Source organism: Agrococcus carbonis (assembly GCF_900104705.1).
Lineage (GTDB): Bacteria > Actinomycetota > Actinomycetes > Actinomycetales > Microbacteriaceae > Agrococcus > Agrococcus carbonis.
In genome coordinates this window covers 1,040,988-1,063,594 of the sequence record NZ_LT629734.1, presented here as the reverse complement: position 1 = coordinate 1,063,594, position 22,607 = coordinate 1,040,988, and the positions used below count along the sequence as shown (strand labels likewise).

At 73.1% G+C, this 22,607-nt stretch carries 20 protein-coding genes; 12 read left to right on the top strand and 8 right to left on the bottom strand.

Annotated elements, in window-relative coordinates; translation table 11 throughout:
- Nucleotides 1-68 precede the first annotated feature (68 nt).
- From rplK to BLT67_RS05055, 3 genes are all read left to right on the top strand, one after another.
- Nucleotides 69-500 carry a 50S ribosomal protein L11 gene (gene rplK / locus BLT67_RS05065; RefSeq protein WP_092666007.1) on the top strand — a complete coding sequence of 144 codons (432 nt, stop codon included), beginning with the start codon at nt 69-71 and terminating at the stop codon, nt 498-500.
- 99 nt (nt 501-599) lie between these two features.
- A complete protein-coding gene (gene rplA, locus BLT67_RS05060; protein ID WP_092666006.1) occupies nt 600-1,289 on the top strand; it encodes a 50S ribosomal protein L1 in 690 nt (229 codons plus the stop codon).
- 110 nt (nt 1,290-1,399) lie between these two features.
- Nucleotides 1,400-2,008 (top strand): hypothetical protein, encoded by a 609-nt coding sequence (locus BLT67_RS05055; protein ID WP_092666005.1) that lies wholly within the window; start codon nt 1,400-1,402, stop codon nt 2,006-2,008.
- On the opposite strand, the gene BLT67_RS05050 is transcribed toward BLT67_RS05055, so the two are convergent.
- Nucleotides 1,995-2,660 carry a response regulator gene (locus BLT67_RS05050; protein ID WP_269456976.1) on the bottom strand — a complete coding sequence of 222 codons (666 nt, stop codon included), beginning with the start codon at nt 2,658-2,660 and terminating at the stop codon, nt 1,995-1,997. The genes BLT67_RS05055 and BLT67_RS05050 overlap by 14 nt on opposite strands.
- Nucleotides 2,657-4,039 (bottom strand): sensor histidine kinase, encoded by a 1,383-nt coding sequence (locus BLT67_RS05045; protein ID WP_092666004.1) that lies wholly within the window; start codon nt 4,037-4,039, stop codon nt 2,657-2,659. The genes BLT67_RS05050 and BLT67_RS05045 overlap by 4 nt, the downstream gene beginning before the upstream one ends.
- Before the next feature lie 208 nt (nt 4,040-4,247).
- Here BLT67_RS05045 and BLT67_RS05040 point away from each other — a divergent pair, with 208 nt between their 5' ends.
- The 3 genes from BLT67_RS05040 (at nt 4,248) to BLT67_RS05030 (ending at nt 7,947) form a co-directional block, all read left to right on the top strand.
- Entirely contained in the window at nt 4,248-5,915 is a 1,668-nt protein-coding gene (locus BLT67_RS05040; protein ID WP_092666003.1) for an ABC transporter substrate-binding protein, read from the top strand.
- A 98-nt stretch (nt 5,916-6,013) separates the two neighbouring features.
- The gene (locus BLT67_RS05035) at nt 6,014-7,018 is read left to right on the top strand and encodes an ABC transporter permease (protein ID WP_092666002.1); all 1,005 of its coding nucleotides are present in this window, start codon (nt 6,014-6,016) and stop codon (nt 7,016-7,018) included.
- A gap of 14 nt (nt 7,019-7,032) precedes the next feature.
- A complete protein-coding gene (locus tag BLT67_RS05030; protein ID WP_231945628.1) occupies nt 7,033-7,947 on the top strand; it encodes an ABC transporter permease in 915 nt (304 codons plus the stop codon).
- Between the two features lie 210 nt (nt 7,948-8,157).
- Here the strand turns inward: BLT67_RS05030 and BLT67_RS05025 are convergent, their stop codons facing one another.
- Nucleotides 8,158-9,810 (bottom strand): ABC transporter ATP-binding protein, encoded by a 1,653-nt coding sequence (locus BLT67_RS05025; protein ID WP_092666000.1) that lies wholly within the window; start codon nt 9,808-9,810, stop codon nt 8,158-8,160.
- 37 nt (nt 9,811-9,847) lie between these two features.
- Nucleotides 9,848-10,801, bottom strand: coding sequence for an NADP-dependent oxidoreductase (locus tag BLT67_RS05020; protein WP_092665999.1), 954 nt, complete (start codon nt 10,799-10,801; stop codon nt 9,848-9,850).
- A gap of 103 nt (nt 10,802-10,904) precedes the next feature.
- Between BLT67_RS05020 and BLT67_RS05015 the strand changes: the two genes are divergently transcribed.
- Nucleotides 10,905-11,591 (top strand): DUF998 domain-containing protein, encoded by a 687-nt coding sequence (locus BLT67_RS05015; RefSeq protein WP_157674188.1) that lies wholly within the window; start codon nt 10,905-10,907, stop codon nt 11,589-11,591.
- On the opposite strand, the gene BLT67_RS05010 is transcribed toward BLT67_RS05015, so the two are convergent.
- Both BLT67_RS05010 and BLT67_RS05005 read right to left on the bottom strand, forming a co-directional pair.
- The gene (locus BLT67_RS05010) at nt 11,588-12,931 is read right to left on the bottom strand and encodes an MFS transporter (RefSeq protein WP_092665997.1); all 1,344 of its coding nucleotides are present in this window, start codon (nt 12,929-12,931) and stop codon (nt 11,588-11,590) included. The genes BLT67_RS05015 and BLT67_RS05010 overlap by 4 nt on opposite strands.
- Nucleotides 12,932-13,137: 206 nt before the next feature.
- The gene (locus BLT67_RS05005; protein WP_092665996.1) at nt 13,138-14,292 is read right to left on the bottom strand and encodes a helix-turn-helix domain-containing protein; all 1,155 of its coding nucleotides are present in this window, start codon (nt 14,290-14,292) and stop codon (nt 13,138-13,140) included.
- Nucleotides 14,293-14,418: 126 nt separating this feature from the next.
- Between BLT67_RS05005 and BLT67_RS05000 the strand changes: the two genes are divergently transcribed.
- Both BLT67_RS05000 and BLT67_RS04995 read left to right on the top strand, forming a co-directional pair.
- Entirely contained in the window at nt 14,419-16,068 is a 1,650-nt protein-coding gene (locus BLT67_RS05000; protein ID WP_092665995.1) for an amidohydrolase, read from the top strand.
- Nucleotides 16,069-16,150: 82 nt separating this feature from the next.
- The gene (locus BLT67_RS04995; protein WP_197674436.1) at nt 16,151-17,410 is read left to right on the top strand and encodes a M20 family metallo-hydrolase; all 1,260 of its coding nucleotides are present in this window, start codon (nt 16,151-16,153) and stop codon (nt 17,408-17,410) included.
- A 12-nt stretch (nt 17,411-17,422) separates the two neighbouring features.
- Here BLT67_RS04995 and BLT67_RS04990 read toward each other — a convergent pair whose 3' ends face one another.
- Together BLT67_RS04990 and BLT67_RS04985 are read right to left on the bottom strand one after the other, a co-directional pair.
- On the bottom strand, nt 17,423-18,166 hold the full coding sequence (locus tag BLT67_RS04990) for an alpha/beta fold hydrolase (protein WP_092665994.1): 744 nt from the start codon (nt 18,164-18,166) through the stop codon (nt 17,423-17,425).
- Nucleotides 18,166-18,819: a YqaJ viral recombinase family protein gene (locus BLT67_RS04985; RefSeq protein WP_092667535.1), complete on the bottom strand. Its 654-nt coding sequence runs from the start codon at nt 18,817-18,819 to the stop codon at nt 18,166-18,168. The genes BLT67_RS04990 and BLT67_RS04985 overlap by 1 nt, the downstream gene beginning before the upstream one ends.
- Nucleotides 18,820-18,901: 82 nt before the next feature.
- Between BLT67_RS04985 and BLT67_RS13370 the strand changes: the two genes are divergently transcribed.
- From BLT67_RS13370 to BLT67_RS04970, 3 genes are all read left to right on the top strand, one after another.
- Entirely contained in the window at nt 18,902-19,897 is a 996-nt protein-coding gene (locus tag BLT67_RS13370; RefSeq protein WP_157674186.1) for a phosphotransferase enzyme family protein, read from the top strand.
- A 103-nt stretch (nt 19,898-20,000) separates the two neighbouring features.
- Nucleotides 20,001-20,744 carry a response regulator transcription factor gene (locus BLT67_RS04975; RefSeq protein WP_092667534.1) on the top strand — a complete coding sequence of 248 codons (744 nt, stop codon included), beginning with the start codon at nt 20,001-20,003 and terminating at the stop codon, nt 20,742-20,744.
- A gap of 13 nt (nt 20,745-20,757) precedes the next feature.
- Nucleotides 20,758-22,542: a sensor histidine kinase gene (locus BLT67_RS04970; RefSeq protein ID WP_197674435.1), complete on the top strand. Its 1,785-nt coding sequence runs from the start codon at nt 20,758-20,760 to the stop codon at nt 22,540-22,542.
- The last annotated feature ends 65 nt before the right edge of the window (nt 22,543-22,607 follow it).

Here is a 22,607-nt window from a genome sequence, read left to right as displayed (position 1 = left end):
TCGAGGGCTGGATGCGGTCCAGGGCGCCGAAGCGCGCCCGGGCCGCGACACATCAAGAAGGAAGAGACATGGCACCCAAGAAGAAGGTCACGGGTCTGATCAAGCTGCAGATCCAGGCCGGCGCCGCCAACCCCGCGCCGCCGGTCGGTCCGGCGCTCGGCCAGCACGGCGTCAACATCATGGAGTTCTGCAAGGCGTACAACGCCGCGACGGAGAACCAGCGCGGCAACGTCATCCCGGTCGAGATCACCGTCTACGAGGACCGCTCGTTCGACTTCGTGCTCAAGACCCCGCCGGCCGCAGAGCTCATCAAGAAGGCCGCTGGCGTCAAGAAGGGCTCCGGCGTCCCGCACACGACGAAGGTCGGCAAGCTCACCGCCGCGCAGGTCGAGGAGATCGCGCAGCAGAAGATGCCCGACCTCAATGCGAACGACATCGAGGGCGCGAAGAAGATCGTCGCCGGCACCGCCCGCTCCATGGGCATCACCGTCGAGGGCTGATCCGCCCGCTGCTCGATCCCGGGCAGCACCCGAGCCGCACGGCTCACCAGTGGAAGCGCCGGCCAGGCGCGCACCGCGAACTCTGATCAGGAGAAGAACATGGCACAGAAGTCCAAGGCCTACCGGGCCGCAGCCGCGAAGATCGAGGCTGACAAGTCCTACACGGCGGCCGAGGCCGTCGCGCTCGCCCGCGAGACCGGCTCGACCAAGACCGACTCGACGGTCGAGGTGGCGCTCAAGCTCGGCGTCGACCCCCGCAAGGCTGACCAGATGGTCCGCGGTACCGTTTCTCTTCCTCACGGCACCGGCAAGACCGCTCGCGTCATCGTCTTCGCGCAGGGCCCGGCCGCTGAGGCCGCCATCGCCGCGGGCGCCGACGAGGTCGGCTCCGACGAGCTCATCGAGAAGGTCGCAGGCGGCTGGACGCAGTTCGACGCCGCAGTCGCGAGCCCCGAGCTCATGGGCAAGGTCGGCCGTCTCGGCAAGGTCCTCGGCCCCCGCGGCCTCATGCCGAACCCCAAGACCGGCACCGTCACGCCGAACGTCGCGCAGGCCGTGACCGACATCAAGGGCGGCCGCATCGAGTTCCGCGTCGACAAGCACGCCAACGTGCACTTCATCGTCGGCAAGGCCTCGTTCTCGGCCGAGCAGCTGAACGACAACATCCAGGCCGCGCTCGACGAGATCGTGCGCCTGAAGCCGTCGTCGTCGAAGGGCCGCTACATCCAGAAGGCCACGGTCTCGACGACCTTCGGCCCCGGCGTGCCGGTGGACGTCACGACGATCTGACCCACGCGTCTCGCACGAAGGCCCCGCTCCGGCGGGGCCTTCGTCGTCCTTCTCGTCCCTCCCGCGGAGCGCCCGGCGGGCGTAGGGTGCTGCCGGATGCGGGAGGCGGCATGGGCGCGCAGGTGCGGCCGACGGCCCGGCAGGGGCTGCGGAGCGACGACGCGCGGGCCGCAGCGGCCGGTGCCGCTGCGGGCTTCGTCTGGATCGGCGCGCTGCGCGTGTGGATGGCGATGCTCGTCGGTCCCGAGTCGACGGTGACGTGGCGCACCGGCCCCTTCGTGCTGCTGCCGGGCACCCTCATCGGAGCCGCCCACGGCGTCGCGGCCGGCCGTCGCGCGCACGGCGACCGGGTGCCGCCCGCCGCGCGGTGGAGCCTCGTGCTGTTCGCCGCTCCGCTGCTGCTGCCGGGCGCCGTGCGCAAGCTCGTCACGACGGGCATCGGCAGCGGTGCGCTCGTGCCGCCCGCGGTCATGGCGGCCTCGGGGGCGGCGCTGCGCCCGGCCTTCGCGGACGCGCACCCTCGAGCCCGCAGAGTCGGCGCCGTCGTCGGCGCGCTCGCCGTCGTGGGCGGCACGATCGGGGGTGCGGCCACGAAGTCGCTCGGCCGACCGGCCCGCGGCGCGCTCGTGGGGCTGCTCGGCACCGGCCTCATGGTGCTCGCGGGCGCCGCGGCGCCGCTCGCCTACGATCGGCCGCGCACCCGCGTCACGCCTCGATGAGGCGGTGCTCGTAGGCGAGGGCGATGAGCTGCACGCGGCTCGCGACCCCGAGCTTCGCGAGGATCGCGCGCATGTGCGTCTTGACCGTCGTCTCGGCCACCCACAGCTGCGCCGCGATGTCGGCGTTCGAGAGGCCGCGGGCGGCGAACGCGAAGAGCTCGCGCTCCCGCTCGGTGAGCGCGTCGAGCAGCGCCGTGTCGGGCGCCGGCCGAACGGGCGCGAAGGCCCGCAGCAGGTCGAACGTCTCGGCGGGCGCGATCACCCGCTGACCCTCGACGACCGCGCGGATCGCCTGCACGAGGAACTCGGGCCTCGCGTCCTTGAGCAGGAAGCCGCTCGCGCCGGCCCGCAGCGCATCCACCACCGCCCGGTCGTGGCGGATGGTCGTGAGCATGATGACGTGCGGCGGCGCCTCGGGCGACCCGCGCCGGATGGCGGCGGTCGCGGCGATGCCGTCGAGCACGGGCATGCGGATGTCCATGAGCACGACGTCGGGCTGCAGCTCGCGCGTGCGCTCGACGGCCTGCTGCCCGTCGAGCGCGGTGCCGACCACGTCGAGCCCCGGCTGGCTCTCGAGGATCATCGAGAGCCCCTGCAGGAACAGCTCCTGGTCGTCGACGAGCAGCAGTCGCAGCGGCGCGGCGTCGCTCACGGCGCCTCGGGCTCCGCGGCGGGCTCCGCTGCGGGGTTCGGGATGCGGCCGTCGGGAAGCCGGCCGGCGGTCAGGTCGACCGTGGTCGCGAGGGACCACCCCGTCGGCGGTGTCGGATCCGCCGGGTCCGGACGCCCGGGGCGGGCATCGGCGCCCCACCGCGCCACGATCCACGGCGCCACGACGTCCTCGGGCCGCGGCCGCGTCGGCACCGGCAGGGTGAAGAGCTGCTCCTCGGTGAGCGGCGCCGTCGGGTCGGCGCTCACCGGGCTGTAGGGCAGGTGACCGCTCACGACGAAGCGCTCGCCCTCGGCATCGATCTCGAGCGCGCCGCCCGCGAGCCGGGCGCGCTCGTGCATGCCGGCGATGCCGCGGCCCGCAGGGCCCAGCGCCGCGCGGTCGCGGATGGGGGAGGAGACCGCGAAGCTGAGGCCCGGCCCCGTCCACGTGAGGGTCACGACGATGTCGACGTCGGCCCCGCCGTGCCGCAGCGCGTTGGTGAGGCTCTCCTGCACGATGCGGTAGGCGGCGATGTCGGCGACGGCCGAGAGGTGCCCGTGCGCGCCGACGTCGTGCAGCGTGACGGCGGGGCCGGCCGAGCGCAGCTGCGCGACGAGGGCGGGGATGTCGGCGCTCGTGGGCTGCGGGCGCCTCGCGTCGTCGTCGACGCGCTCGAGCAGCTGCCGCACCTCGACGAGCGCGAGCCGCGCGGTGTCGCTGATCGTCGTCAGCACCGGGTCGATGCGCTCGGGATGCGCGCGGTGGCTCAGGCGCAGGCCCTCGGCCTGGGCGGCGAGCACCGCGAGCGAGTGCGCCATCACGTCATGGAAGTCGTGCGTGAGGTCGGCGCGCAGTCGCTCGTCGCGCAGCTCCGACTCGACGACGGTCGTGCGCGCGACCGCCTGCTCCTTCGCCTGCTCGGCGCGCACGGCGTCGCGGAGCGCCCGTGCGCCGATCGCACAGCCCCACAGGATCATCACGAACGTCCAGCTGATGAACGCGGCCGACGCCGAGCCGCCCCAGCCGCCGATCACGAGACCTGCGACGACGCCGACCGGGATCCCGAGGAGCGCCGCGCCGCGCAGCGTGCGCGTGCTGTACGCCGCGAGCATCGCGGCGGCGAGCGCGAGCAGCATCGTGTACCAGCCGCTGTTCGGCGCGACCACCGCCGCGGAGACGGCCCCGGCGGCGGCCGGGGCGAGCGACCACCACGGCAGGCGGCGCGCGAGCGCGAGCGCCGATCCTGCGAGCAGCATCGCCAGGAATCCGCCCGGCCCGTCGTCGGCGCCCTCGGCGAGCAGCGCACCGAGCACGAGGCCCGCCGCGACCATGGCTGGCGCCCACGGTGCGAGCCGCCGCGCGGCGGACGTGATCCTCATGCGCTCAGGCTAGGGCGGTGCACCCGCCCGTGCACCGGATCCGTGCGCATCTCGTCCCGAAGGAGGAGGGTGAGCGCCCGCAACCGTTGCGCGATCGTGACGGTGGTGGCACAGGTTGCGGCTGGAGTGCGGCTAGGTTGTTCACACGCACGCTCACCGCGGAGCCGCGGGGCGCGCGAACGATTCCCAAGAGGAAAGGTCCAGCACCGTGATCCCATCCGCAAAGCGACGGCTGCTCGCAGGCCTCGCCGGAGGCGCAGCCCTGACGCTCGTGCTCACCGGCTGCGTGCAGAGCCAGCGCGGTGACGACGGCGACAGCACCGCCGCGCCCAGCGACGTCGACTCCACCTTCATCTTCGGCACGTCGGGCGAGCCCTCGGGCCTCGACCCCGCGTTCGCGAACGACGGCGAGTCGTTCCGCATCTCGCGCAACATCTTCGAGGGCCTCATCGGCGTCGAGCCCGGCAGCGCCGACCCGGCGCCGCTGCTCGCCGAGACGTGGGAGACGACCGAGGACGGCCTGTCGACGACGTTCAACCTCAAGTCCGACGTCACGTTCCACGACGGCACCCCGTTCAACGCCGAGGCGGTCTGCGCCAACTTCGACCGCTGGTACAACTGGACGGGCCTCGCCGCGACGGAGAGCCTCTCGTACTACTACGGCTCGCTGTTCGGCGGCTTCGCCGGCGACGAGGACGCGCTCTACGAGTCGTGCTCGGCCGACGACGAGCTGACCGCGACCGTCACCCTGACCCGCCCGTTCTCGGGCTTCATCCCGGCCCTGTCGCTGCCGGCGCTCGCCATGCAGAGCCCGACCGCGATGGAGGAGTACGGGGCGGATGACGTGGGCGGCTCGGAGGAGGCGCCGGAGTACAGCCAGTACGCCGAGGCGCACCCGACGGGCACCGGCCCGTTCGTGTTCGAGGAGTGGAACCCGGGCTCGGAGGTCGTGCTCAAGGCGAACCCCGACTACTGGGGCGAGCAGGGCCAGGTGCAGGAGGTCGTCTTCCGCATCATCGACGACCCGACCGCGCGGCGCCAGGCGCTCGAGGCCGGCGACATCGACGGCTACGACCTCGTCGCGCCCGCCGACACGGCCGCACTCGAGGACGCCGGCTTCAACGTGATGCAGCGCGACCCGTTCACGATCCTCTACCTGGGCTTCAACCACCAGGTCGAGGAGCTGCAGGACCCGCTCGTCCGCGAGGCGATCGCGCACGCGATCGATCGCGACGCGCTCGTGCAGCAGGTGCTGCCCGAGGGCACCGAGACGGCGACCCAGTTCATCCCGCCGGTCGTCAACGGCTACAACGAGGACGTCACGACGTACGACTACGACCCGGAGCGGGCGCGCGAGCTGCTCGCCGAGGCGGGCTACGAGGACGGCCTCGAGCTGACCTTCAACTACCCGGTCAACATCTCGCGCCCCTACATGCCGAACCCCGAGGAGATCTTCGTGGCGCTCTCGGGCCAGCTCGAGGAGGCAGGGATCACCGTGAACCCCGTCGCCGATGAGTGGGTCGACTACCTCGACCGCATCCAGGGCTCGGCCGACCACGGCATCCACCTGCTCGGTTGGACCGGCGACTACAACGACACCGACAACTTCGTCGGCGTCTTCTTCGGCACGCAGGGCAACGAGTGGGGCTTCGACAACCCCGAGCTCTTCCAGGCGCTCGCCGAGGCTCGCCAGATCCCCGACCTCGACGAGGCAGGGGAGCGCTACCAGGAGATCAACGAGCAGATCGCGCAGTTCATCCCGGGCGTGCCGCTGGCGCACCCGGCGCCCTCGCTCGCGTTCGACCCGCGGGTGACCTCCTACCCGGCGAGCCCGGTCAACGACGAGGTGTACAACCTCATCGAGCTGAGCGAGTAGTCTCAGTCGGCCGGATGCCGTGGGCCCTGCTGGTCCCACGGCATCCGGCGTGACCGGCCACGGCCGGTGCCCAGAGCCCGCCCCAACGGAGAGACGACGTGCTGCGAACCATCGGCAGGCGCCTGCTGCTGCTGCTCCCGACCCTGTTCGGCCTCACTGTGCTGCTGTTCTTCTGGGTGCGCGCGCTGCCGGGCGGCCCAGCGGCCGCGCTGCTCGGCGAGCGGGCGACCCCCGAGGCGATCGAGCGGATCAACGAGGCGTACGGCTTCAACCGGCCGTTGCCCGAGCAGTACGTCACGTGGCTCGGCAAGCTGCTGCAGGGCGACTTCGGCAACTCCATCGAGACCCGCAGGCCCGTGCTCGAGGAGTTCGCGAACCGGTTCCCCGCGACGCTCGAGCTCTCGCTCGTCGCGCTCATCATCGCCGTCGGCGTCGGCATCCCGCTCGGCTACTGGGCGGCCCGCAACCACGGCCGGCTCTTCGACCACCTCTCGGTGGGCGCGAGCCTGCTGGGCATCACGATCCCCGTCTTCTTCCTCGCGTTCATGCTCAAGTGGCTGTTCGCCGTGCAGCTCGGCTGGCTGCCGACGACGGGCCGACAGGATCGCGGCATCGACGCGACGCACGTGACCGGCTTCTACCTGCTCGACGGCGTGCTCACGGGCGAGCTCGACGCAACCTGGAACGCCTTCATCCACCTGCTGCTGCCCGCGCTCGCGCTCGCCACCATCCCGCTCGCCATCATCGTGCGCATCACGCGCGCCTCCGTGCTCGAGGTCGTGAACGCCGACTACGTGCGCACCGGCCGGGCGAAGGGCGTCTCGAGCCAGGTGATCCGCAACCGGTTCGTGCTGCGGAACGCGATGCTGCCCGTCGTCACCACGATCGGCCTCCAGGCGGGCCTGCTCGTCTCGGGCGCGGTCCTCACCGAGACCGTCTTCGCGTTCCCGGGCATCGGCTCGTTCCTCGCCGGCGCGATCTTCGCCCGCGACTTCCCGGTGCTGCAGGGCTTCGTGCTCTTCATCGCCGTCGCGTACGCCCTCATCAACCTGATCGTCGACATCTCCTACAGCGTCATCGACCCGAGAGTGAGGATCCAGTGAGCGCCGCCGACGTCATCCCCGCAGCGCCCGAGACCGGCGACGCGTCGGGCGGGAACCGCAGCGGCAGCTTCTGGGGCGACGTCTTCCGTCGCGTGCGCCGCAACCCGGCCGCCTGGGTCGGCGCGATCGTCGTCGCGCTGTTCGTGCTCGTCGCCGTCCTCGCGCCGGTGCTCGCCCCCTACCCCGAGCTCGCGACCCCCGGTCGCGACTACCTGCGCCCCACGTCGCTGCCCGGCATTGGCGAGGTGCCCGAGTTCCCGCTCGGCATCGACCGCTTCGGCGGCGACGTGCTCTCGAAGCTCATCTGGGGCGCGCAGGCCTCGCTGCTGATCGGCGTCATGTCGACGTTCTTCGGCCTTGTCGGCGGCCTCGTGCTCGGCGCGCTCGCCGGTGCGTTCGGCGGCTGGGTCGACAGCGTGATCATGCGCTTCGTCGACATCCTGCTGTCGGTGCCGCACCTGCTGCTCGCCGTCTCGATCGCGGCGATCCTCGGCCGCACCCCGCTCGCCATCATGATCGCCATCGGCGTCGCGCAGGTGCCGATCTTCGCGCGCCTCCTGCGCTCGTCGATGCTCGGCCAGCGCGAGTCCGACTACATCCTCGCGGCGCGCACGCTCGGGCTCGGCACGGGACGCATCACGATGACGCACCTGCTGCCGAACTCGGTGGGGCCAGTGATCGTGCAGGCCACGCTGACGCTCGCGACCGCGGTGATCGACGCGGCGGCGCTGTCGTTCCTCGGCCTCGGCGGCGGCCGGCCGGAGACCGCCGAGTGGGGCCGCATGCTCACCTACGCGCAGAACGAGCTCGCGATCGCGCCGTCGCTCGCGTTCCTGCCGGGCGTGTGCATCATGATCACCGCGCTCGGCTTCACCCTGCTGGGCGAGGCGCTGCGCGAGGCGATGGACCCCCGCACCCGCAAGCGGTAGCGCCCACGCTGGTCGAGGAGCCGGCGGAGCCGCCGCATCGAGACCCGGGAGAGTCCATGCGTCGTCTCGATACGTGCCTTCGGCACTCCTCGACGAGCGTGCGGGACGGTCGAGGAGCGCCGCGCGCAGCGCGGCCCTCCCTCGTAGGTCGAGGAGCGCCGCGCGCAGCGCGACGCGTCACGAGACCGGAACCGCCCCCGCCGGCGCCCCTCAGCTCGCGATCTGCAGCTCGTTGCCCGGGATCGACGCGAGCAGCTTGCGCGTGTACGGGTCCCGCGGGTTCGTGAAGATCTCCTCCGAGGTCGCCGCCTCGACGAGCCTGCCGTTCTGCATCACGGCGACGTAGTCGCTGATGAGCCGCACCACCGCGAGGTCGTGCGAGATGAAGAGGTAGCTGAGCCCCAGCTCGTCCTGCAGGTCGCGCAGCAGCCGGAGGATCTGGTCCTGCACGAGCACGTCGAGCGCCGAGACCGGCTCGTCGCACACGACGACGTCGGGCTTGAGCGCGAGCGCCCGCGCGATCGCGACGCGCTGCCGCTGGCCGCCCGAGAGCTCCGAGGGGTACCGGCGCGCCATCGATGCCGGCAGCGCGACCTGGTCGAGCAGCTCGAGCACGCGGCGCCGGCGCTCGGGCTTCGAGCCCTTGCGGTAGAACGCGAGCGGCTCCTCGATGATGCGCTCGATCGTGAACATGGGGTTGAGCGACGAGTACGGGTCCTGGAACACCGGCTGCACGCGCTGCCGGAACTCGCGCTGCTCCTCGCGCGAGAGCGCGAAGACGTCCTTGCCCTCGAAGCGCACCGTGCCGCTCGTGGGCTCGATCGCCTTCAGCAGCATCCGCGCCGTGGTGGTCTTGCCGGACCCCGACTCGCCGACGATCGAGACGGTCGTGCCGCGCGGCACCGTGAGCGAGACGTCGTCGACGGCCTTGAACGGCTCGCGCCGGCCCCGCACGTGGAACTCCTTGCCGACGCCCTCGAACTCGACGATCGCGTCGGCGGCGGCCGGCGCATCCGCCCCCTGGCTCGTCGAGCCGAAGTCCTCCGGGCGCAGCCGTGCCATCGCGACCGACGGAGCCGCCTTGACGAGGGACTGCGTGTAGGGGTGCTGCGGCTGCTCGAGGATCTGCTTCGCGGGGCCCTGCTCGACGACGCGGCCGCGGTGCATGACGACGACCTGCTGCGCGCGCTCGGCGGCGAGCCCGAGGTCGTGCGTGATGAGCAGCACCGAGGTGCCGAGCTCCTGCGTCATCGACTCGAGCTGGTCGAGGATCGTGCGCTGCACCGTGACGTCGAGCGCGCTCGTCGGCTCGTCGGCGATGAGCAGATCGGGGCGGCACGCGAGCCCGATGGCGATGAGGGCGCGCTGGCGCATGCCGCCGGAGAACTCGTGCGGGTACTGCTTCGCGCGCTCCGCGGCGTCCGGCAGGCCCGCGGCCTCGAGCGTCTCGACGACCTTCTGGTCGACGTCCTTGCGGGTCGCGAGGCCGTGCGCGAGCAGCGTCTCGGCGACCTGCGTGCCGATCCTCGCCACCGGGTTGAGGTTCGACATCGGATCCTGCGGCACGAGCCCGATGCGGCGGCCGCGCACGCTCCGCATCCGCCCCTCGCTCGCGCCGACGAGCTCGTCGCCGTCGAGGCGGATGCTGCCGGCGGTCACGCGGCCGTTGCCCGGCAGCAGACCGATCACCGCCATCGCGGTCGTGGACTTGCCCGAGCCGGACTCGCCCACGATCGCGAGGGTCTCGCCCCGCCCGATCGTGAGGCTCGCCTCGTGCACTGCGGTGACGAGGCCGTCCTGGGTCGTGAACTCCACCTTGAGTCCGGAGACCTCCAGCAGCGGCTGCTTCTTCGCGTCGCTCATGCGACCATCCTGCACTGCCGGAGGCGGGTTCGCCGACTCAGCGCACCTGCAGCACGAGCTTGCCGCGCACGTGGCCGCCCTGCAGCTCGGCGAAGGCGTCGCGGATGCCGTCGAGCGGGTAGGTGCGCTGCACCTCGACGCGTACGTCGCCGGCGTCGATGAGGCGGCCGATGATGCCGAGGTTCGAGCCGTCGGCCTCGACCTTGACCGACGAGGCGCGCAGGCCCCGCTCTGCGCTCGCGGCGGCGTACTCGGGCCACGAGCCGGTCGGCACGTTGAGGTAGAGCCCGCCGTGCTTGAGCACGTCGAGCGAGCGGGTGCCGGTGTCGTCGGCGACGTTGCCGATGAGGTCGACGACGACGTCGACCTTCTGCAGCACGTCCTCGAAGCGCTCGGCCGTGTAGTCGACGACCTCGTCGGCGCCGAGCGAGCGCACGAAGTCGACGTTGCGCGCCGAGACGGTCGTGGCGACCTGGGCGCCGAAGTACTTGGCGAACTGCACGGCGAAGTGGCCAACGCCGCCCGCGCCCGCGTGGATGAGGATGCGCTGGCCCGCGCGCGCCTTGGCGATGCGCACGACCGCGTCCCATGCCGTGAGCGCGGCGCACGGCACCGCGGCGGCCTGCTCGAAGCTGAGCGACTCGGGCTTGGGGGCGAGCGCGAGGCTCGGCACGACGACCTGCTCGGCGTAGGAGCCGCGCGTGCGCCAGTGGTTGGCGACGCCGAAGACGGCATCGCCCGGCTGCAGGTCGTGCGCCTCGTAGGGGCCCTCGGCGACGACGCCGGCGACGTCGCCGCCCGGCACCCAGGGCAGCAGCGGCTCGACGGCCTTCGCGGCGCCCTTGCCCAGCACGGTCTTGTAGTCGATCGGGTTCATGCCCGCGGCGTGCACGTCGACGATGACCTCCGTGCCGAGCTTGAGCGGTCGCTCGATCTCGCCCACCTCGACCTGGTCGGTCGGGCCGAACTCCCGCACCAGCACTGCTCGCATCGCACTTCCTTCCGCGTGAGCCTCGACGGTAGCGCACGCGCATGACGCGCAGATGTCCGGATGACGACGTGTGACGGATGCGGGGCGCGACTACAGTGCTCGTGTGCCCCCGCGCTCCTCCCGGGCCGACATCGCCGTCGCCGCCGTCGCCGCCGTGTCCCTCGTCGCCGGCGCCGCCGTGATCGGTCACGCGCGGGCGTCGCTCGGCCGCTACCTGTACATCTCGGAGCTCGGCGCCCTCACGATGCCGACGGCCGCGCAGTTCCAGGTCGGCTTCGTGCTCGTCGTCGCCGGGATCATGCTCGTCGCGGTCGTCGTGCGCGACGTGCGCACGAGGCTGCCGCTGCTGCGGCGCTGGAGCCCCGCGGCGATGCTGCTCGGCGCCGGCACGCTGTTCCTCGTCGCGGCCGCGGTGCCGTGCTCGGTGGGCTGCCCGTCGCTGCTGACCGCCGAGGCGCAGTGGCGCGACTGGGTGCACATCGTCGCGGCGGTGCTCGCCTTCGCGGCGGGGTGCGTCGTGATGCTGCAGTTCGCGACCGCGCGCGATCGGTGGGTCGCGAGGCTCTCGATCGCCGGCGGCCTCGCGGTTGCGGTGATCGCGGCCACCGGCGGCATCATCTCGCTCGCGCGCGGCAACACCGACATCGGCTCGACCCTCGAGTACGTCGCCGCGGCGATCGGCGTCGTGTGGATGCTCGCGATCGCGGCCGTGCACGCGATCCCCGCGAGACGCGTCGAGCGCAGCGCGCCGGTGATCGACGCGCTGCGCTCGACGGCGCCGCAGGGCTAGTGGCTGCTGCGCACGATCTCCTTGTCCTGCACGCGCAGCCGCTCGCCGATGAAGCCGCCGGCCGCGGTGATGAGCGCGACGACCGCGAGGATCAGGACTGCGGGCCACGACACCGATTCGCCCGAGAGGCTGATCATCCAGGTGGCGATGAACGGCAGGAAGCCCGAGAGCGCGCCGGCGATGTTGTAGCCGAGCGAGACGCCGCTGTAGCGCAGCTCGGGCGGGAACAGCTCGCTCAGCAGCGCACCGGTCACGGCGTAGGTGATCGTCAGCAGCGCGATGCCGGCCGTCACGGCGAACACGATCGCGAAGGGCGAGCCCGTGTCGATCAGCAGGAAGAGCGGCCACGCTGCGGCGGCCGTCGCGAGGCCGCCCCAGAAGGTGACGCGGCCGGGGCCGACGCGCTCGGCGAGGCGGCCGCACAGCAGGATCACGACGATCTGCGCGACCGCGGCGACGAGCGTCGCGTTGACCGCGATCTGGCGGTCGAGACCGAGGGTGTTCGCGGTGTAGCTCACGACGAACGTGTTCATGACGTAGAAGCCGCCGACGCCGAGGAACGCCGCCATGGTCGCGACCGCGAGCCGGCCGCCTGCGCGGGTGAAGACCTGAGCGGCGGGCACCTTCGCGCGGTCGCCGGCCTTGACGAGGTCCTCGAAGATCGGCGACTCCTCGACCTTCATGCGGATCCAGAGCGCGATGCCGAGCAGCGGGAACGCCGCGAGGAACGGCAGGCGCCAGGCCCACGCGTCGAACGTCTCCGGCGGGAAGAGCAGCACGAGCGCGATCGCGCCCGACGACATGAGCGTGCCGACCGGTGAGCCGACCTGCACGAGCGCCGCGTAGCGGGCGCGCTGCTTGATCGGCGCGTGCTCGATCGCGATCGTCGTCGCGCCGCCCCATTCGCCGCCGACCGCGAGGCCCTGGAACAGGCGCAGCGCGACGAGCGCGGCGGGAGCGATGATGCCGATGTCGGCGTAGGTCGGCAGGACGCCGATGAGGCCGGTCGCGAGGCCGATGAGCACGATCGTGAGGATGAGCGTGGGGCGGCGGCCGATGCGGTCGCCGAGCACGCCGAAGACGAAGGCGCCGATCGGGCGCGCGGCGAAGCCGACGCCGAAGGTCGCGAGCGACGCCAGGATCGCCGCGGTGGGGTCGAGCTCGCTGAAGAACAGGCGGTTGAACACGAGCGCCGCCGCAGTGCCGAACAGGAAGTAGTCGTACCACTCGAGCGCCGTGCCGACGAAGGCGGCGCCGGCGATGCGGCGCACCTCGCGGGGGCTGACGACGATCTCGTCGGTCGCCTCCGCCCCGGTGCGTGAGACGTCGGGCTGGCTCATGGGATCTCCTCCTCGAGATCAGCGGCAAGCTCGCTCGCAGCTGGGGTCGGATGCGTCGGGGACGCCGCACATTGCGGCTCTCGTCATCTTCTTCCAGACGAATGCACATGACAATGGCGCATGAGCGCGAGAATCCGCGCGCGATCTGTGCATCTGCCCACACGGAGGTTCGCCGGGCGAGGAGCGGGCGCCCGGATGCGGGCGGCTCAGCCGGTCGGCGCGGTCGCCGGGACGGCGCGCGACGAGAGCAGCACGTGCGCGAGCGCGGCCTCGACCGGCACGGTGACGTCGAGGCCCGTCCGCTCGTGGAAGGCCGCGAGGCGGTTGAGCACCGTGTTGCGGTGGCAGAAGGCGGCGGTCGCCGTGCGCTGCACCGAGCCGGTGTCGAGGAACGTGCGCACCGTGCGCAGCACGGCGGCGCGCTGGTAGTCGGTCAGCTCGGCCAGGGGGTCGAGCCGCGCGGCCGCGAAGCCGGGCAGCAGCTCCTCGAGCCGCGCGGCCGCGACCGCGGGCCATGCCTCGTCGAGCCCCACGAGCCGCTGCGGCAGCTGCTCGACGGCGAGCATCGCGAGCGCTGCTTCGGCGCCGGAGGCGACGGCGGCGAGCCCTGCGAGGCCGGTGACGCGCACCCCGGGCACGGCGCGCAGCGCCTCGGCGGCGCCGACCGACCCCGAGGGCCAGAAGACGCAGTAGGCGTCGCGGTGCATGTGGCCGAAGAGCTCGCCCGTCGCGAGCTGCGCGTCGAGCGCGCGCTGCACCTCGTCGAGGCTGCTCGTGCGCACCGCGACGAGGTCGAAGCGGTCGTCGACGGCGACGCGCAGCCCTGCCGCGATCGCCTGCAGGGCCGTCTCGCCGGGGGCGTCGCCGCTGAAGAGCCGCGAGAGGTGCCGTTCGGTCGCGAGCCGCGCATCGCGCTGGAGCGCCGCGGTCTCGCGGAGGAACGACTGCTGCACCTCGTCGACGTACTCCTCGACCGCCGAGAGCACCCACTCGACGCCCTCGATGAGCACCCGCTGCTCGCCCCCGATCCGCTGCATCCATCGCCACAGCACCCGGAAGTCGAGCCGCACCGCCTCGAGCAGGGCGTCGAGCGGCACGCCCTGGCGCGCGCGCCGCACGCCGAGGGAGGCCGCGAGCACCGCATCCGCCTCGGTCGGCTTCCTGCCCGCGAGGCGGGCGACGAGCATGCGCAGCGTGTCGCCCGCGGTCTCGCGCAGGTCCTCCTCGCTCACGGCCTCCGGAGCGTAGAGCCCGCGCTCGGCGAACTGGGCCATGAAGTCGTCGACCACGCGCGGCATCTCGTCTTCGAGCCGAGCCATGAGGCGCACCCACTCGTCCGTCTGCGCGATGCGCTGGGCCATGGCGGCGTCCTCTCGTCGGCTGTGCAGACGCCCAGTGTAGATCCGGGCTTCCTGGCCCGGGCGGCATTGTGGCTGTAGTGATGCCCAGATTGAATGGTCGGGCAGGCCGACGACGGAGGAGCCCCAGTGCGCATCGACACGATCATCGAGAACGCTCGCGTGCTCACCGGCGATCCCGCTCGGCCCGTCGCGCGCCGCATCGGCATCTGGAGCGGGCGCATCATCGGCCTCGACGAGCAGCTCGACGGCGCGCGCGCCGAGACGCTCCTCGACGCCGGCGGCGCGGTCGTCTCGCCCGGCTTCAACGACGCGCACGCCCACTCCGTCTGGTTCGGCCAGACGCTCTCGGAGCTCGACCTCGCCGCCGCGATGACGCCCGAGGACGTCTACCGCGCCGTCGCGGCTCGCGCGGCAGCGGGGGACGAGGCCGCGACCGGGCAGCGCGACTGGATCGTCGCATCCGGCTTCAACCCGCTCGGGATGAGCGGCAGCGTCGACCGCGACGCCCTCGACCGCGCCGCGGGCGGCCGTCCGGTGTGGATCAAGCACGCGTCCGGCCATGCGTACACGCTCGGCGGCGCGGGGCTGCGGCTCGTCGGGATCGGCGACGGCCCGGCGACCGACCCCGACGGCGGCGTCATCGCGCGCGACGAGGCCGGGCGGCCGACGGGGCTCCTCGAGGAGAACGCGATGCGCATCGTGCAGGACGTGCTGCTGCCCGATCCCGTCGCCGCGATCGAGGAGGCGCTCGGGCGCGCGAGCGCGCAGTACGCGCGAGAGGGGCTCACCTCCGTGACCGACGCGGGGATCGCCGGCGGCTGGATCGGCCACAGCCCGCGCGAGTTCGCCGCCTACCAGGGCGCCCGCGACCGCGGGCTGCTGCGCACGCGCATGCAGGCGATGGTGGTGCTGGATGCGCTGCACGACCTGGGCGGGCACCGCGACGACCCCGACGCCATCGGGCTCGGGGCGGGCATCCGCAGCGGCGTCGGCGACGAGTGGCTGCAGATCGGGCCGGTGAAGGTGTTCACCGACGGCTCGCTGCTCGGCGCGACCGCGGCGATGACCGAGGACTACGCGCACGACCACGGCAACCACGGCTACCTGCAGGGCGATCCCGACGAGATGCGCGCGCGCGTGCTGCGCGCCGCCGCCGGGGGCTGGGCCCTCGCGCTGCACGCGATCGGCGACGCGGCCGTCGACTTCGCCCTCGACCTCATCGACGAGGCGCAGCGGCTGCACGGCGTCGGCCCCATGCCGAGCCGGATCGAGCACGGCGGGGTCGTGCGGCCCGACCAGCTCGACCGCATGGCCGCGCTCGGCGTCGTGCTCGTGCCGCAGGCGCGCTTCATCGCGGAGTACGGCGACGGCATGGCGGCGCGGCTCGGCGCCGAGCGGACCCGCCGCTCCTACCCGGCGGCGAGCGTGCTGCGCGCCGGCGGGCTGCTCGCGGGCAGCTCCGATCGGCCCGTCGCGCCGGGCGCGCCGCTGCCGATCGTGCAGGCGCTCGTCGAGCGCGTGACCGAGTCGGGCGCGCCCTACGGGCCGGATGAGCGGCTGACCGTCGAGCAGGCGATGCGCGTGTGCACCGCCGGATCCGCCGAGGCGACCGGCTGGGGCGGTCAGAAGGGCGTCATCGCGCCCGGCATGCTCGCCGACCTGGTCGTGCTGGGCGACGACCCGCACGCCGTGCCCGTCGATCGGATCGGCGCGATCGACGTCGTCGCGACGATCGTCGGCGGCGAGGCCGTGCACGGCGCCCTCAGCGCCCGATGACGGAAGGCTTGATGACGGAATGCCCGATGCCGAGCGCCCGATGACGGGCCGCCCGACGACGCATCCCACGAGTGGAGGAACCATGACCGAGCACGACTTCCTGACCGACTTCCGCGCGATGTCGGTGTACGGCAGGACGGCCGGCGGCGGCGTCGACCGGCAGGCGGGCACCGTCGCCGACCACGAGACGCGCGCCTGGTTCGCCGGCTGGCTCGAGAGCAACGGGTTCGACGTGCGCTACGACGCGATCGCCAACCAGTTCGGCCTCGTCGAGCTCGTGCCGGGCGCGCCGTACGTGCTCGTCGGCTCGCACCTCGACTCGCAGCCGCTCGCGGGGCGCTTCGACGGCGCCTACGGGGTGCTCGCCGGCGCGCACGCCGCGCGCGAGGTCGCGCGGCGGGTGCGCGAGGGCGAGCTCGAGGCGACGTGCAACCTCGCCGTCGTCAACTGGTTCAACGAGGAGGGCAGCCGCTTCGCGCCCAGCATGATGGGCTCGTCGGTGCTCACCGGCAAGCTCGCCCTCGACGCGGCGCTCGCGGTCACCGACCGCGCGGGCGTCACGGTCGCCGACGCGATCGCGTCGGGCGGCATGCCCACCGGCGCCACGCCGCCGCCCGTCGCCGCGTACGCGGAGATCCACGTCGAGCAAGGGCGGGGGCTCGAGCGCTCCGGCACGACGATCGGCCTCGTCGACGGCACGTGGGCGGCGAGCAAGTACCGGATGGTCGTGCGCGGCGAGCAGAGCCACACGGGCTCGACCGTCATGGCCGACCGCAAGGACGCGCTCTTCGGCGCCGCGCTGCTCATCGTCGCGGCGCGCGAGCTCACCGAGGAGCTGCCGGAGGGGATGCTGCACTCGTCGGTCTCCGAGCTCGACCTCGCGCCCAACTCGCCGGTGACCGTCGCCCGGCTCGTCGAGCTCAACCTCGACCTGCGCTCGCCCGACGAGGAGGTGCTGCGGCGCGCGAACGCGCTGCTCGAGCAGCGCATCGCCGAGATCGAGCAGCGCGCCCGCGTCGTCGTCGAGCGCCGCCTCACGCACGAGTGGGGTCTGCTGTCGTACCAGCCCGAGGGCGTCGAGCTCGCCCGCCGGGCGGCCGAGGCGCTCGGTCTCACGCACGCGCCCGCGATGACCGTCGCGGGCCACGACTCCACCAACATGAAGGATGTCGTCCCGACGGTCATGCTCTTCGTCCCGAGCGTCGACGGCGTCTCGCACAACGAGGCCGAGCTCACGCGCGACGAGGACTGCGTCGCCGGCGTCGCGCTGCTGACCGAGGTGCTCGCCGGGCTCGCGGCGGGGGAGCTCGGGAGCGAGACCGCCTTCACGCCGGCCGGCTGAGCCGGTCGACGGTCAGCGGATCCCGACGAGGAAGCTGCCGAGCTGCCGGCGGAACCAGGCGTACATCGCGTCCTCGCCGTCGTCCCGCGCGGGTGAGACGAGCATCCGGCAGCCGACCTCGGCCGCCCACGCCTCGGCGACGTGCACCGGGTGCACCGGGTCGCGCGGGCTCGCGAGCACGACGGTCGGCGCGGGGATGCGCAGCGCGCCGGGCTCGTAGCCGGTGTTGCGGGGGATCTCGACGAGCCGGATGCGCCGCTCGGCGGCGAGCGGCTGCGTCAGGAGCGATTCGAGGCCGTGCGCGTGCGCGAGCGATTCGTGCGCGATCGCCCGCCACGCGCCCGAGCGGCGCAGGTGCTCGAGCGCGCGAGCCGGCGGGTGCTCGCCGAGGAGCCGCCCGATGAGGGGGAAGACGCTCAGGTTCGGCGGCAGCGGCTCCGTCGTGAACGACGGCCGCACGAGTGCCACGCGGTCGAGGGGGAACCGGCCCGAGCGGGCGATGCGCGCGGCGAGGGCCGCGCCGAGCGAGACGCCGACGATCGAGACTGGACTGCCGTCCCCGTGCCGCACGAGCGCATCCGCCACCTCGTCGGCCATCGCGTCGAGGGCGAAGTCGTCGGGGCCGCCGATGAGCGGGTTCGAGCCGTGCGCCCGGAGGTCGGGCGCGAGCACCTGGACGCCGGGCGGCACCGCGGCGTCGAGGTAGGCGCGCATCGCGCTCGCGTCCGAGCCGAGCCCGTGGATCGCGAGCAGCATCAGCGCCCGAGCAGCTCGAGCAGCCGATCGGCGCGGTCGACGAGCGCCGCGATCTCGTCCTCGTCGCGCTCGACCCACTGGTGCCGCGGCGGGCCGACCGGCACGAAGTCGTCGTGCTGCTCCCACACGAAGAGCGTGCGCTCGGCGCCGAGCACGTACTGCTGCCACCAGATCTGCCGCAGGTAGTGCTTCGGGATGCGGTCGAACGGCCTCGAGGTCGTCTTGATCTCGGCGAGCACGGTGCCGTCGTCGCTGATGCAGTCGGGGGTGGCGAGGTGGCGGCGGTCGGGCACCGCGTGGAACAGCGCATCCGACGGCACGAGCGAGAAGTGGTCGTGCACCCAGCGGGCGATGTGGGGCTCGCGCTCGCGGCCGTGCTCGGTGAAGGCGTTCCCGGTGAAGCCGCGCAGGCCCGTCTTCTCGCGCGCGACCCGCATGATCGAGGCCGTCGTCGAGAGGCCTGCCGCATCGGTCGCCGTGACGCCCTGCGAGCGGGCCCGCAGCCACGCGACGCGGTCGCTCGAGCGGGCGAGGATGCGCTGCAGGTGGCCCGCGATCACGACGGTCGCGGTCGCGGCGACGACCTGCTCGGCGAGCGCCGTCTGCGAGCCCGGCGCCTCGGCGTCGCCGAAGATGTCGAGCTGCAGATCCATCTGCCCATCGTCCCACGTCGCGCGGGCGACGAGCCCGACCGGCTCGCGCGGCGCGGCGCGGCGGCGTGATGGGATGGCGGGCGTGACCGCGACCTACGACGACCTCGACGACGCCCAGCAGATCGAGGCGCTGCGGCCCGTCGCGCTCGCGGCCGCGGCCGACTTCGGGCTCGAGGTCGCGCGCCTCGAGCCCGTGCTCCACGCCTACAACACCACGTTCGCGCTCGACGCGCGCGACGGGCGGCGCTTCGCCGTGCGCGTCGGCACCAACTCGAAGAGCACCGTGGCGCACGCGATCGCGCAGCAGTCGTGGATCGCCGCGATCGCGGCAGAGACCGACGTGCTCGTGCCGACGCCGCTGCGCACGCCCGGCGGCCGGTGGTGCGCCGAGGTGCCGGCGCCGGCGCTGGGCCGCTCCCTGCTCGTGACCGTCGCGGCATGGCTCGAGGGGCCCGATGCCGACGAGCTCGACGTGCCCGCCGCGCACGCGCTCGGCCGGGCGATGGCGACGCTGCACCGGCAGGCCGAGCACTGGCGCGTCCCGGACGGCGGCGCGCTGCCCGTGTTCGACGAGCCGCTGTTCGGCGACGACGACGTGCTGGATGCGGCGCCGGGCCTGGAGGCCGCCGATCGCGCGGTGCTCGACGAGGCGCGCGAGCGCGCGTCCGAGGTGTTCCGCCGCCTCCACGACGGCGCTCGGCTGCGGCCGCTCCACGCCGACCTGCACGGCGGCAACCTCAAGTGGCACGAGGGGCGGCTCGCGGTGTTCGACTTCGACGACGCGGGCCTCGGGCTCCCGGTCGTCGACCTCGCGGTGTCGACCTTCTCCCTGCGCGGCGAGGACCCGGCGCTCGAGGCGGCGCTGCGCGCGGGCTACGCCGAGGTGGCGGACGTGCCCGAGGTCGACGAGGCCGACTTCGAGGCGATCGTCGCGGCGCGGCAGCTGCTGCTCGGCAACGCGATGCTCGCGATGAGCACGGCCGAGCTGCGGGCGCAGCGCGCCGCGTACGCGCAGACGACCGTCCGACGGCTCCGTCGCTGGCTCGAGACGGGGCGCTTCACGCGCGCCGACGCGTGAGCGTCGACGACGGCCGATCGCATCGCCGCTGAGGGCAGACGCACAGGAATGGCATAGGTTTCCTCGTGAGCCACGCATAGGAGGCTCTGGCGAAATGGATGGCATGACCGATACCGCTCAGCAGCAGCTGCGGGCCCAGCCGCGCCTCACCCGCCCGGATGGCTCGCCCATCCGCATCGTCGTCGTCGACGACGAGCAGAGCCTCGCCGACCTCGTCGCCATGGGCCTCAAGTACGAGGGCTGGGAGGTCAAGACCGCCGCGAACGGCCAGCAGGCCCTCCAGGCGGTGCGCGAGTTCCGCCCCGACGCGGTCGTGCTCGACATCATGCTCCCCGACTTCGACGGCCTCACCGTGCTCCAGCGGCTCCGCTCCGCGGGCTTCGACGTGCCGGTGCTCTTCCTCACCGCGAAGGACTCCCTCGACGACCGCGTCGCCGGCCTCACCGCCGGCGGCGACGACTACGTCACCAAGCCCTTCGGCCTCGAGGAGGTCGTCGCGCGCCTCCGCGGACTGATCCGCCGCACCGCCGCGGCCGCCGAGGAGTCGAGCGTGCTGTGGGTCGGCGACCTCATGATGGACGAGGACTCCTACGAGGTGCGCCGCGGCGGCCAGCAGGTCGACCTCACCGCGACCGAGTTCGAGCTGCTGCGCTACCTCATGCGCAACCCCCGCCGCGTGCTCTCGAAGGCGCAGATCCTCGACCGCGTCTGGTCCTACGACTTCGGCGGCCGCGCGAGCGTCGTCGAGCTCTACATTTCCTACCTGCGCAAGAAGATCGACACCCTCGGCCCGCCGATGATCCACACCGTCCGCGGCGTCGGCTACCAGCTGCGCGCCGCAGAGTGACGAAGCCGCGGCGGTGACCGAGCAGGCAGCGGCGTCCGCCGCCCCGCTGGGCCGCCGCATCCAGAACCCGTCGTCGTGGTCGCTGCGGCGACGGCTGCTGGTGGTCGTGGTGGTGCTGTTCGCGCTGCTCACCGCCGCCGTCGCGATCGCCAGCGTCATGACGATGCGGGTCGTGCTCGAGACGCGCGTCGACGAGCAGCTGCACGAGCTGAGCGATCGCACGCGCGTCGCGGTCGAGCGCGCCGTCGCGACGAACACGCGGCAGTCGATCGACCCGGGCGGCATCCCCTCCGGGGCGCTCATCGTGGTGCAGGACGGCGATCGCCTGCGCGACGGCTTCGTCATCAACCGGCTCGGGCAGCAGTTCGGGCTGTCGAGCATCGACGAGCTGGTCGTGCGCGGTGTCGAGGCGGATGCGGCGACGAACGTGACGCTCCCGACCTACGGCGCGTACCGGGTCACGACGCGTGACGTCGGCGACCTGCGCGTGGTCGTCGGGCTCTCGCTCGCCGACACCAACCAGACCCTCGCCGCGCTCGGCTTCGTGATCGCCGTCTCCGCCTTCGCCGCGGTGACGATCGTGCTGATGCTCGGCGACATGATCATCCGCCGGGCGCTGCGACCGCTCACCGCCGTCATCGCCACCACGGAGCGCATCTCGCAGCTGCCGCTCGCCTCCGGCGACGCACAGCTCACCAACCGCGTGCGCATCGAGGAGCCCGCCAGCGAGGTGGGTCGCGTGCAGGAGTCGATGAACCGCATGCTCAACCACATCGAGGAGGCGTTCGAGCAGCGTGCCCTCAGCGAGCGGCGCGTGCGGCAGTTCGTCGCCGACGCCTCGCACGAGCTGCGCACGCCGCTCGCGGCGGTGCGCGGCTACGCCGAGATCACCCGCAAGCACGACACCGACCTGAGCGACGACTCCCGCGCCTCGCTCGAGCGCATCGAGGCGGCGGCGCACCGGATGCAGGCGCTCGTCGACGACCTGCTGCTGCTCGCGCGGCTCGACGAGGGCCGCGAGCTCGTGCGCGGCGAGGTCGACCTCTCGCTCGTGGTCGTCGAGGCGGTCGCCGACGCGCAGGCCGCGGGCCGCGATCACCCGATCGCGCTCGAGCTGCCCGAGGAGCCGGTGGTCGTGGCGGGCGACCCGCTGCGGCTGCAGCAGATCATCGCCAACCTGCTCGCCAACGCCCGCGTGCACACCCCGCCGGGCACGGCGGTCGACGTGCACCTGCGCGCCGAGGAGGACGTCGCCGTGGTCGACATCGTCGATGCCGGCCCGGGCATCCCGCCCGAGCTGCAGGCGACGGTCTTCGAGCGCTTCGCCCGCGGCGACGCCTCCCGCTCGCGCACGGCCGGGTCATCGGGCCTCGGCCTCGCGATCGTGCAGGCGCTCGTCGAAGCGCACCGCGGCACGATCGCCATGCAGAGCGAGCCGGGCCGCACCGCGTTCACCGTGCGGCTGCCGCTGTGGCAGCCGAAGGGGGTGGCGGATGCGGTGGCGAACGCCGACGACGAGGCGGCCGACGCCCCGAAGGCGAAGGGGATGCGCGCGAAGCGCGCGGCGCGCGGCCGCGACGCGGCGCACGCCGACGGTGCGGCGCCGCTCGCGCCGACGGCAGCGCGGTCGGAGCAGCAGCCGGCGAAGCGGGCAGTGCAGCAGCCGGCGCAGCAGCATCCGGCGCAGCAGCTGGGCCCGACCTCGGCGCCGCCGGCCGGGCAGCAGTCGGCGCAGCCCGAGGTGCTGCCGGAGGTGCCGCCCCCGATGCCGCCCGCGGCGCCGCGCCCGGAGCGCTGAGCTTGCGCCGCGCATCCGCCGTGCCGTAGTCTGTTCGCATACCAAAGACCGCTGGTCGTTGGCGT